The sequence below is a fragment of the Aeromonas sp. Y293-4 genome, from assembly GCF_027705905.1.
GTDB lineage: Bacteria > Pseudomonadota > Gammaproteobacteria > Enterobacterales > Aeromonadaceae > Aeromonas > Aeromonas veronii.
The window spans coordinates 141428-147836 of sequence record NZ_JAPDCI010000004.1 but is presented as its reverse complement, the minus strand read 5'-3'; the positions used below and the strand labels follow the sequence as shown (position 1 = coordinate 147836).

The window sequence follows — 6409 nt, the reverse complement described above, 5'->3', positions numbered from 1 at the left end:
TCCCAGGTCGTTTAGCTCAGCTGGGAGAGCACCTCCCTTACAAGGAGGGGGTCACTGGTTCGATCCCAGTAACGACCACCAGTTTGTAAAAAAAATGATTTAGATGGGTCGTTAGCTCAGTCGGTAGAGCAGTTGACTTTTAATCAATTGGTCGCTGGTTCGAATCCAGCACGACCCACCATCATTTCAGAATCCCAGGTCGTTTAGCTCAGCTGGGAGAGCACCTCCCTTACAAGGAGGGGGTCACTGGTTCGATCCCAGTAACGACCACCAGTTTGTAAAAAAAATGATTTAGATGGGTCGTTAGCTCAGTCGGTAGAGCAGTTGACTTTTAATCAATTGGTCGCTGGTTCGAATCCAGCACGACCCACCATCATTTCAGAATCCCAGGTCGTTTAGCTCAGCTGGGAGAGCACCTCCCTTACAAGGAGGGGGTCACTGGTTCGATCCCAGTAACGACCACCATATTCGCAAGCGAAGCTGAGATATCAGCTGTGGTTGCAGAGAAAGTCCCCACTCAGATGGGGATTTTTTTTGCCCGCAATTCAGTACTCCAGCGTCTTCTGTTGCCGTTGTGGCGAGCCGAACGCCACCTCTTATTGTGCCACTCTGCCACTCTGCCACTCCGATCCTTCTTCATCCTGCTCTTCCGAGATTGCCCGACTGCACTCCTGTCCATCGTGATGCTGCTCATATGAATGCCTGTAATAAAGTAAACGCCAGCAATAAAAAGGGCAGACCAAGGCCTGCCCGCAAAGATGCGCAAGGTGCTACATGATCCCGCGGATCAGGATCCCGCTGATCAGCAGCGGCGCCACCACGCGCCAGCACCAGAGCAGCGCCAGACGCAGGGTGGGTGACAGGCCCGCAGGCAATATGGCATCACCCAATCGCCAGCCCAGCAGCAGGGTCAGTACCAGACCAAACAGCGGCATCATCAGGTTGGAGGTCAGATAGTCGAGCAACTCGAAGATGGTCTTGCCAAATAGGGTCAGATCACTCCAGGGGCCGAACGACAGACTCACTGGAATGCCGGAGGCCATGATGAGCAGGGTCAACACCCAGCAGGCGCCACGACGCGACCAGCTCCACTCCTCGGTGGTGAAGCGCACCAGATGCTCAAGCATGGAGATAGAGGAGGAGAGCGCGGCCACCAGCAGCAACAGGAAGAAGACCACCCCCAGCCCCTGACCGAACGGCAGATGACTGAACACGGCAGGCATGGTCATAAAGGTGAGCCCTGGGCCCGCGGTGGGATCGATGCCGGTGGAGGCAAGTGCCGGGAAGATCATCAAGCCCGCCAGCACCGAGATAAGGCTTGCCAGCGTCACGACCCAGACGCCGGAGCGCAGCACCCCTTCGCTATTGGGCAGGTAGGCGCCATAGGTCGTGTGTACCCCGAGCCCGATAGAGAGGGAAAAGAAAGCCAGCCCCAGCGCGTCCAGCACGCTCTGGCCGGTCAGCATGGAGAAGTCCGGCAGCAGCAGCTGGCGCACACCCGCCATGGAGCCCGGCATGGAGAGACCGACCCCCACCAGCAGCAACATCATGATGAAGAGCGCGGGCATCATCCAGCGCAGTGCCCGCTCAACCCCTTTCTGAATACCCCCCTGCACGAACCACCAGGTCAGGCCTGCGAAGATCAGATGGGTCAGCACCGGCCACCAGGGGTTGCTGACATAGCCGTTGAACAGGGCGGTGAGGGCGCTCCCCTCGCTCAGGTTGAGCTTGCCAGCCATCGCCAGCGCGGCGTAACCCACGGTCCAGCCGCCTACCACGCTGTAGAAGCTGTAGATAAAGAAGCCGCAGGCGATCCCCATATACCCCATCCAGCGCCAGTTCGGCCCCACCAGTTTGCGAAAAGCGCCGAGCACCCCGCGCTGGCTATGGCTGCCGAGCAGGGTTTCGCCGACCTGTACTGCTACCCCCAAGGTGAAGCTGAACAGCAGAAACACCAGCAGAAAGGCACCACCGCCATTGGTGGCGGTCACATAGGGAAACTTCCAGATGGCACCAAGGCCAATCGCTGTGCCTGCTGCGGCCAGCACATGACCGAGACGGGAAGACCACTGAACCTGGCTCATACAACCTCCGGGTAACACGACATCGAAGCAATACTCCTGAGTAGCAATAAACGACAGACCATAAAAAAGGCCGCCTGAGGCGACCTTTGCAATGAACATTCAGAAAAACTGTGCGTGCAAGGTCACCTCTCTTGCGAGCTAAAAAATCGACCAAACAGCACGAGGATGGCAGACATGAGGTGACAACCTGACTAATGAATGAGGAAACAGCCTAAACCATGGAAAGAATAATTGACACATAAAATCAAAAATTTTTTATGTGTGCCGTTGTCACCACTCTGGCTATACGTACAACTCAATGGGGGAAAACCTCGCCGGGCCGTATCTTTTCTACCTTGTGGCTATTTACTGGGCGATAATCGACGTAGCTTCTTCTGGAACTAGTGACAGCTACATGGCGCTGACGGGAACAACGATGAGACAGGATGTCGTATGAGATGGATGGTGCTGCCCTGGTTGCTGATCAGCCTGAGTGTGTCGGCGCAGCCCGCATTAACCCTGCTGAGTCACGACTTACCCCCCTTTACCGAATACCGCGACGGCAAGCTCGACGGATTCGCCATTCGTTTGATCGATGAGGTGCAGGAGGAGCTTGGCACCCGCTATCCGGTGCGGATTTACCCGCTCAAGCGGGCGCTGGCGCTGGCACGGGTCGAGCCCGGCTATGGACTGTTCGTGGTACAGCGGCTCCCGGAGCGGGAGTCTCATTTCAAATGGGTTGGCCCGCTCTTTATCAATCGGGTCTTTATCTATCAGGCGCCGGATAGTCGCCACCCGCTGACCTCGCTGGCACAGTTGCGAGATCTGCCCAGAGTGGGGGTCGTGCTGGGCAATGCCGATGATGTGCGGCTGACCCATGAGGGCTACACCAATCTGGTGCGCTACAAGACAGTCGGGGAGGCGATAGAGCGGCTGATGCTGGGCAAGATCGATGCCTTGCCGATGGCGGAGCTGGTGATGGAGGCCACCCTCGACAAGATGGGGTTATCCCGGCGCAGCATCGTCAGCAGTGGCGTGCTGCTCCATCAGGCCGGTCTCTATATCGTCTTCTCCAAGGGAACGGATGATGCCGAGATCACCCGTTGGCAGCATGCCCTGGAGGCCGTCAGAGCCGCCCAGGGGCGGGCCGATGAGCCCACCCGCGAAGAGTAACCGTCACACCAGACCGCGAATCAAGATCCCGCCGATCAGCAAGGGGGCAATCCAGCGCCAGCAGTTCATCAGCAAGTGATGCCAGTGGCTGGCAATCCCCTGCGGCAGCGCCTTGCGTCCCAGCTTCCAGCCCAGCAGCAGCGTCAGCATCAGGCCGAACAGCGGCATCATCAGGTTGGAGGTGACAAAGTCCAGCAGCTCGAAGATGGTTTTGCCAAACAGGGTGGCGTGTTGCAGCGGGCCAAACGACAGGCTGACCGGAACACCGCTAACCATGACGAATCCAGTGATGGCGCTGCAGGCCGTGCGGCGTGACCAGCCCCAGGTCTCGCACAGGAAGCACTGCAAATGCTCCAGCAGGGAGATGGCCGAGGAGAGTGCCGCAAAGACCAGCAGGGCGAAGAAGATCACCTCAAGTACCTGACCGAAGGGCAGCAGCTGAAACACCGCCGGCATGGTCATAAAGGTGAGACCGGGGCCAGAGGCCGGGTCGATACCGGTCGAGGCCAGCACCGGGAAAATCATCAGCCCCGCCAGTACCGCCACCATGCTGGCCAGCAGCACCACCCAGAGGCTGGAGCGACCAACCCCTTCGCTGGTCGGCAGATAGGCGCCGTAGGTGGTGTGAATGCCCAGACCGATAGAGAGGGAGAAGAAGGCCAGCCCCATGGCATCGAGCACGCCGGACATCCCCAGCTTGCTGAAGTCGGGCATCAGGAAGTGACGTACTCCCGCCATCGCATTCGGCAGGGTGAGGCCAAAGGCGACCAGCATCAGGATCATCAGGAACAGGGCCGGCATCATCCAGCGCAAGGTGCGCTCCACTCCTTTCTGAATGCCTCCTTGCACCACTATCCAGGTGAGGGCGGCAAACAGCAGGTGAGTGAGGATTGGCCAGACGTCGCCGCTGACATAGTCATTGAAGCGGGCGGTGAGAGCAGCCGCATCCCCATGGTTGAGCTGACCGGAGAGGGCCATGCCGGTATAACCCAGGGTCCAGCCGCCCACCACGCTGTAGAAGCAGTAGATGAGCAGGGTAGAGATCACTCCCATTACCCCAACCCAGCGCCACTGTTTGCCGAGCAGATCGGAGAAGGCTCCGACTACCCCGCGGCGACTCATGCTGCCGAGCAGGGTTTCCCCCATCAGTACCGCCACCCCCAGGGTGAAGCTGAACAGCAGAAAGACCAGCAGGAAGGCGCCGCCGCCGTTGACGGCGGTGACATAAGGGAATTTCCAGATTGCGCCGATACCGACCGCGGAACCCGCTGCGGCGAGGATGTAGCCGAGTCGGGATGACCATTGGGACTGCTTCATAAGAACTCCAATCGAGCGCCCCTTGGCAGGGCAGAATGGCGCTCATGTTACGGAGGTCACTACGCAATCACTACGACGGTTATCAGGTGTAAATGCGATTTATTGGCATGATTGGCTAATTTAATTCTGTTTTTAGCCCAATCCTGCCACCAAATAAAAAACCGGAGCGAGATTGCTCCGGTTTGGTCTCTGACAACTGCTCGTCGGCGGACTAGATCACCCCGAGCTCCCGCAGCCGCTCCATCAGGTAGCTGTGGGCGGTATGACGCTCGGAGAGCACTACATCCGGGCGCGGATGGAGGAACAGCGGCAGGGAGATACGCGACTTGGCGGCGCTGCCACCGGTCGGGTTGATGACGCGGTGAGTGGTGGAAGGGTAGTAGCCGCGAGAGGCCTCCTGCAGCATGTCACCGATGTTGATGATGAGGGTGCCAAAGTCGCACGGCACGTCCATCCATTCGCCATCGGAGCCCTTCACCTGCAGCCCCGGCTCGTTGGCGGCGGGCAGAATGGTGAGCAGGTTGATATCCTCGTGGGCGGCGGCGCGGATGGCGCCCGGCTCCTCGGTGCCATCGAACGGCGGATAGTGCAGCACCCGCAGCAGGGTCTTCTGGCTCTCTTCGATCATCGAGGAGAGCGGGCAGCTGTAGTTGGCGGCAATATCGGCCGGGGTGTACTGCTCGACCCAGCTCAGCAGCTCTGCGGCCAGACCGTTGGCGAGGCGATAGTACTCCATCGCCTGCTCTTTCAGCTCTTCCGGCATCTGGCCCCAGGGGTAGATGTGGAAGTACTCCTTGATGTCTTTCTGGCTATGGCCCTTGGCCACCTCGGAGACCGACGGCGGGAAGTAGCCATCCTGAGTCTCGCGGTTGAACAGGAAATCCTGCTTCTGCTCACTCATGAAGAAGCGATACCAGTTGTCGTAGATGGACTGCACCAGCGCTTTCGGAATAGGGTGGTTGGTCAACACGCCAAAGCCGGTGGTTCGCAGGGATTCGGTGAAGCGTTGGGCCGCATCGGGTGAGCGGTAATCGACGGTCAGGACTTTCATTGTTTTTGTTGCGCGCCAGTTAAAAGATGGCGCAGTTTACCTTGCACCTGATAACAAGGAAAGCGGGTTGGCCGCCCCGTCCGGCACGGCGTTGAATAGTGATAAAAAAATCAAATAAACCGCGCCAGACCGCACGGGAGCGAATCCCTTGTTATGGCCTTTTATCCTCTCTAGAATGCCGGTCACTATCTTTTCCGGAGTCTGTCCATGTCCCCCAAAATCCTGTTGCTGACCCTGCCGGTATTGCTGGCGGGATGCAGTGCCCTGTCAGAAGATGAGTGCCGAACCATGAGTTGGTACAACCTGGGTTATCAGGATGGATCGGAGGGCAAAACCCGTCAGGCGACCCGCGATTACGTTTCGTCTTGCAGCGAATATGGCCTCAAAGTGGATGAAGCCGAGTGGAACCGGGGCTACGACAAGGGGCTGGAGCTCTACTGCATTCCCGAGCTGGCTTACAGCAAGGGCAAGGAGGGGCAGGCCTATCTGGGGGTATGCCCCAATGACGCCAGCTTCCTCAAGCAGTATCAGCGTGGCTACGAAGAGTACAAACTGGCCGCTCGCCTGCGGGAGATCAGCGACGAGCTGGAGCGTACCGAGCGTGATATCGATACGCTGGAGCGCAGCATCCGCAACGAAACCAACACGGAGCAGCGTGACTATTACCGCGCCAAGCGCGATCGGGCCATTCGCCACTACGAATCCCTGCGCCGGGAGTACAACCGTCTGCGTTATCCGGATCGGGTGATCCAGTTCTCCTTCGGCGGTTAATCCCTCTCTTCATGGCCAGCCCGCGTGCTGGCCA

5 protein-coding genes and 5 tRNA genes are annotated in these 6409 nt (G+C 58.6%); 7 read left to right on the top strand and 3 right to left on the bottom strand.

Going from position 1 to position 6409, the window contains the following annotated elements; translation table 11 throughout:
• The first annotated feature begins 5 nt into the window (after positions 1-5).
• The 5 genes from OKC31_RS06445 (at position 6) to OKC31_RS06425 (ending at position 465) form a co-directional block, all read left to right on the top strand.
• Positions 6-81: transfer RNA gene (locus OKC31_RS06445), tRNA-Val, on the top strand.
• A gap of 24 nt (positions 82-105) precedes the next feature.
• Positions 106-181: transfer RNA gene (locus tag OKC31_RS06440), tRNA-Lys, on the top strand.
• Positions 182-197: 16 nt separating this feature from the next.
• A tRNA-Val gene (locus OKC31_RS06435) sits at positions 198-273 on the top strand.
• Between the two features lie 24 nt (positions 274-297).
• Positions 298-373: transfer RNA gene (locus OKC31_RS06430), tRNA-Lys, on the top strand.
• 16 nt (positions 374-389) lie between these two features.
• Positions 390-465: transfer RNA gene (locus OKC31_RS06425), tRNA-Val, on the top strand.
• A gap of 305 nt (positions 466-770) precedes the next feature.
• Here the strand turns inward: OKC31_RS06425 and OKC31_RS06420 are convergent.
• The gene (locus OKC31_RS06420; protein WP_247823470.1) at positions 771-2084 is read right to left on the bottom strand and encodes a sodium-dependent transporter; all 1314 of its coding nucleotides are present in this window, start codon (positions 2082-2084) and stop codon (positions 771-773) included.
• 432 nt (positions 2085-2516) lie between these two features.
• On the opposite strand from OKC31_RS06420, the gene OKC31_RS06415 reads away from it, so the two are divergent.
• Positions 2517-3236, top strand: coding sequence for a substrate-binding periplasmic protein (locus OKC31_RS06415; protein ID WP_139428561.1), 720 nt, complete (start codon positions 2517-2519; stop codon positions 3234-3236).
• A 3-nt stretch (positions 3237-3239) separates the two neighbouring features.
• On the opposite strand, the gene OKC31_RS06410 is transcribed toward OKC31_RS06415, so the two are convergent.
• Together OKC31_RS06410 and OKC31_RS06405 are read right to left on the bottom strand one after the other, a co-directional pair.
• Complete coding sequence (locus tag OKC31_RS06410) at positions 3240-4553, bottom strand: sodium-dependent transporter (protein WP_201938701.1); 1314 nt, start codon at positions 4551-4553, stop codon at positions 3240-3242.
• A gap of 211 nt (positions 4554-4764) precedes the next feature.
• Positions 4765-5604, bottom strand: coding sequence for an isopenicillin N synthase family dioxygenase (locus OKC31_RS06405; protein WP_107682764.1), 840 nt, complete (start codon positions 5602-5604; stop codon positions 4765-4767).
• Between the two features lie 207 nt (positions 5605-5811).
• Here OKC31_RS06405 and OKC31_RS06400 point away from each other — a divergent pair, with 207 nt between their 5' ends.
• Positions 5812-6375, top strand: a complete 564-nt coding sequence (locus OKC31_RS06400; RefSeq protein ID WP_107682763.1) for a DUF2799 domain-containing protein — start codon at positions 5812-5814, stop codon at positions 6373-6375.
• Positions 6376-6409: the final 34 nt, after the last annotated feature.

Coding starts and splice junctions, on each gene's coding strand:
- OKC31_RS06420 (WP_247823470.1), bottom strand. CDS start 2,084: ATGAGCCAGGTTCAGTGGTCTTCCCGTCTCGGTCATGTGCTGGCCGCA.
- OKC31_RS06415 (WP_139428561.1), top strand. CDS start 2,517: ATGAGATGGATGGTGCTGCCCTGGTTGCTGATCAGCCTGAGTGTGTCG.
- OKC31_RS06410 (WP_201938701.1), bottom strand. CDS start 4,553: ATGAAGCAGTCCCAATGGTCATCCCGACTCGGCTACATCCTCGCCGCA.
- OKC31_RS06405 (WP_107682764.1), bottom strand. CDS start 5,604: ATGAAAGTCCTGACCGTCGATTACCGCTCACCCGATGCGGCCCAACGC.
- OKC31_RS06400 (WP_107682763.1), top strand. CDS start 5,812: ATGTCCCCCAAAATCCTGTTGCTGACCCTGCCGGTATTGCTGGCGGGA.